The organism is Mesorhizobium sp. M4B.F.Ca.ET.089.01.1.1, from assembly GCF_004022605.1.
In the GTDB taxonomy this organism is placed as follows: domain Bacteria; phylum Pseudomonadota; class Alphaproteobacteria; order Rhizobiales; family Rhizobiaceae; genus Mesorhizobium; species Mesorhizobium abyssinicae.
The window spans coordinates 1-3,410 of sequence record NZ_RZOS01000545.1 but is presented as its reverse complement, the minus strand read 5'-3'; the positions used below and the strand labels follow the sequence as shown (position 1 = coordinate 3,410).

The window sequence follows — 3,410 nt, the reverse complement described above, 5'->3', positions numbered from 1 at the left end:
ACAACGCGCATATCCAGGATCTGACGGTGACGACCCGCAGCCGGCTGGCGCCGTTCCGCCGCGCGCAGTTCATGCTGCCCGGCCGGTTGGCCAAATCCTGGCAGGAACACGATCTGATCGTCACCGCGATCATGCGCGGCGACGGGGCGGCGGCGGGCAAGGCGGCCAGGGATCATGTCTCGATCGTCAGCGAGGCGAGCGCGGTGTTCGCGGCCGTAGAGCCGGTGACCTCCGTGCTCAGCCGATCTGCGCGTCAATGATCTCGACGAAGCGCGCGAAGAGGCCGGCCTGCGATTTGATCTTGAGCTTGCGGTAGATGTTGCGGCGGTGGACCTTGACGGTTCCCGGCACGATCCTCAGCGCCCGCGCGATCGATTCCGTCGAGTGGCCCTGAAGCACGAGGTCGACCACCTGCTTTTCGCGTGAAGTGAGCGACAGGCTCTTCCAGATATGCGCGCGGTCGAACTCGCTGGGAACAGCCGCCGCCTCGCCGCGTGGCGAGGCCGCCGGCTCGTCGGCCGGCAGGCCAGGCCAGCGCAGCCTGACGAGGCTGATCACCGCCGGGGCCATGTCGCGCAGCAGCCTGGCGTCGGCGGTGCCGAACGGACCCGAGGCCCGGAGCCGCATCAGCGAGAGCACCAGCGCGTCCTTGCCCTGCAGCGGGACGAAGAAGCCGACCTCCTCGGCGAGCTTGGTCTGGCTGTAGTAGGAGCGGTAGTATTCGCTGGCATAGAAGCGGTCCGGCGCGAGCTCTCGCATGCGCCAGAAGCCTTCCTTGCGCTCGACCGCCGCGTGATGGAACGGGTCGAGCAGATAGGGGCCCTCCTGATAGAGCGCGACGAAGACGTGGCTCTCGGCCGGGGAGAACGTCTCGAACAGCAGCGGCGGGCGGGCAGCCCCGCGATAGCCGAAGACGACACAGTGATCGAAGCCGACATGGCCGCGCAGCCAGCCGACCATGGCGCGGCCGAAATGATCGCCGCCGGCCTCGCGCGTCGCGGCGATGACGGCGCCGAGCCCATTGTAGTCATCGCTGCGGGAAACGGCCATTCATACCCCTCTAAACGATAAAATAGATCAAATATACCACCTGCGAGGTATATACTAGCCGGCATTGGCTCTGGTAGCGTTTCGAAATCAACTCGCCCTGGAGCCCGCCTTTGACTGCAGTGCCCGATATCGAGTTTCGCGCGGTCACCAAGCGCTATGGCGCGGTTACGGCGGTCAGCGGCATCGACCTTGCCGTCCCGCCATCGGCCTTTGTCGCCTTGCTCGGGCCGTCCGGATGCGGCAAGACGACGTGCCTGCGCATGATCGGCGGCTTCGAGCAGCCGAGCGAAGGCCAGGTGCTGATCCGCGGCCGCGACATGGCCGGCACGCCGCCCTACCGGCGCCCGGTCAACATGGTGTTCCAGCAATACGCGCTGTTCCCGCATCTCGATGTCGAGGACAACATCGCCTACGGACTGCGCCAGGCGAGGCCCAGGCTGTCATCGCGCGAGATCAGCCAGAGGGCGGGCGAGGCGCTCGCCATGGTGCGGCTCGCGGGCTATGGCCGCCGCAAGATCCACGAGCTTTCCGGCGGCCAGCAGCAGCGCGTGGCGCTGGCGCGTGCGCTGGTCAACAAGCCGGCGGTGCTCTTGCTCGACGAGCCTCTGGCCGCGCTCGACAAGAAGCTGCGCACCGACATGCAGATCGAGCTGCAGAACCTGCAGCGCGAGATCGGCATCACTTTCGTTCTGGTCACGCACGACCAGGAGGAAGCGCTGTCGATGAGCGACCTCGTCTGCGTCATGAATGGCGGGCGCATCGTCCAGCTCGGACAGCCGAACGAGATCTACGACGAGCCTGCCGACCTCTTCGTCGCCGATTTCGTCGGCAAGACCAATCTGTTGAGCGGCACGGTGGCGGGCCTGTCGGGCGACCTCGTCGATGTCGCGCTGGCCGACGGCTCGGTGATTTCCGCGCGCAAGCGGGCGCCGCTCAGCCGAGGCGAGGCGGTGTCGTTGTCGCTGCGGCCCGAGACGCTCAGTCTCGGCGCGGCCGGAAGCGGCAGCCTGAAGGGCATCGTGCGTAACCGCATCTTCCTGGGCTCGACCGCCGAATATGCGATCGAGGTCGAGGGCATCGGATCACTGCTCGCCAAGGCCGATCACCAGATCGGCCGCGACAACCTCTTCAAGCCGGGCGAACCCGTCGCCATCGGCTTTGCCGCCGGGGCGCCGCTGGCGTTTCCGCAACCCAAGAACAACGGGACCAACCAGAGGGAAAACCACCATGTCGAAATCCTATCGTGACGGACTGCCGATAAGCCCCGAGAAATTCGTCGACCAGCTGATGCGCCTGAAGCGCGGCTCGATCGGCCGGCGCGAATTCCTTGGCCTCACCGGCCTCGGCGTCGCCACCGCGGTGATGGCGCGCGAGCTCGGCATCATGCCGACGCCGGCCTTCGCCGCCGAAAACCTCGGCGACCGCATGTCGATCGCCACCTGGCCGAACTATCACGATCCGGCGACGTTCGAGAGCTTCAAGGCAGAGACCGGCGTCGCCGTCGAGGTCAACGTCTTCGGCTCGAACGAGGAGATGCTGGCCAAGCTGCAGGCCGGCGGCTCGGGCTGGAGCCTGTTCGTGCCGACCAACTACACGATCTCGACCTACAAGAAGCTCGGCATCATCGAAGCGCTCGACATGGCCAAGCTCGGCAATTTCGACGGCTCGCAGGAGGATGCCCGCTTCACCGCGGAAGGCACGATCGACGGCACGACCTACGCCGTGCCGAAGAACTGGGGCACGACGGGATTCTCGGTCAACACCAAGAAGCTGACCAAGCCGATGTCGAGCTGGAAGGAGTTCTGGGACACCGCAATGGCGGAAGGCGACGGCCGCACCATGGTGCACGACTACCAGCTGACCACGATCGGCAATGCGCTGAAATATTACGGCTATTCGTTCAACTCGCTGAAGCAGGACGAGCTCGCCAAGGCCGAGGAACTGCTGCTCAAGGTCAAGCCGCATCTGTTCGCGGTGTCGAGTGACTATCAGCCGTCGATGCGCGCCGGCGATGCCTGGATGACGATGTGCTGGACCAATGACGGGGCGCAGCTCAACCGCGATATTCCCGAAATCGCCTATGTTCTGGGCAAGGAAGGCGGCGAGATCTGGACCGACTTCTACGCCATCCCGAAGGACGCGCCGAACAAGCCTGCCGGATATGCGCTGCTCAACTACCTGATGAACCCGAAGGTGGCGGTGAAGGAGCATCTGGCCAACGGCGCGCCCTCGACCGACGCGCGGGTCAACGCGCTGCTGCCGAAGGAGGTGCTGGACAATCCGATCCTCTATCCGGCGGCGGACCTGTTGAAGCCGCTGGAGTTCGGCGCCGCCGCGACGCTCACCGCTCCGGGGCGAGC

At 65.7% G+C, this 3,410-nt stretch carries 4 protein-coding genes; 3 read left to right on the top strand and 1 reads right to left on the bottom strand.

Going from position 1 to position 3,410, the window contains the following annotated elements; translation table 11 throughout:
- A partial coding sequence (locus EN780_RS30295; RefSeq protein ID WP_128276125.1) for an FCD domain-containing protein occupies positions 1 to 260 on the top strand: 260 nt, incomplete at its 5' end.
- Here EN780_RS30295 and EN780_RS30290 read toward each other — a convergent pair.
- Positions 238 to 1,050 (bottom strand): LuxR C-terminal-related transcriptional regulator, encoded by an 813-nt coding sequence (locus EN780_RS30290; protein WP_127393704.1) that lies wholly within the window; start codon positions 1,048 to 1,050, stop codon positions 238 to 240. The two genes, EN780_RS30295 and EN780_RS30290, sit on opposite strands and share 23 nt — an antisense overlap.
- 110 nt (positions 1,051 to 1,160) lie before the next feature.
- Between EN780_RS30290 and EN780_RS30285 the strand changes: the two genes are divergently transcribed.
- Positions 1,161 to 2,297: an ABC transporter ATP-binding protein gene (locus EN780_RS30285; RefSeq protein ID WP_128276124.1), complete on the top strand. Its 1,137-nt coding sequence runs from the start codon at positions 1,161 to 1,163 to the stop codon at positions 2,295 to 2,297.
- On the top strand, positions 2,278 to 3,410 hold a 1,133-nt coding region (locus tag EN780_RS30280; protein ID WP_133372778.1), incomplete at its 3' end, for a spermidine/putrescine ABC transporter substrate-binding protein. The genes EN780_RS30285 and EN780_RS30280, both read left to right, overlap by 20 nt.

Coding starts and splice junctions, on each gene's coding strand:
- EN780_RS30290 (WP_127393704.1), bottom strand. CDS start 1,050: ATGGCCGTTTCCCGCAGCGATGACTACAATGGGCTCGGCGCCGTCATC.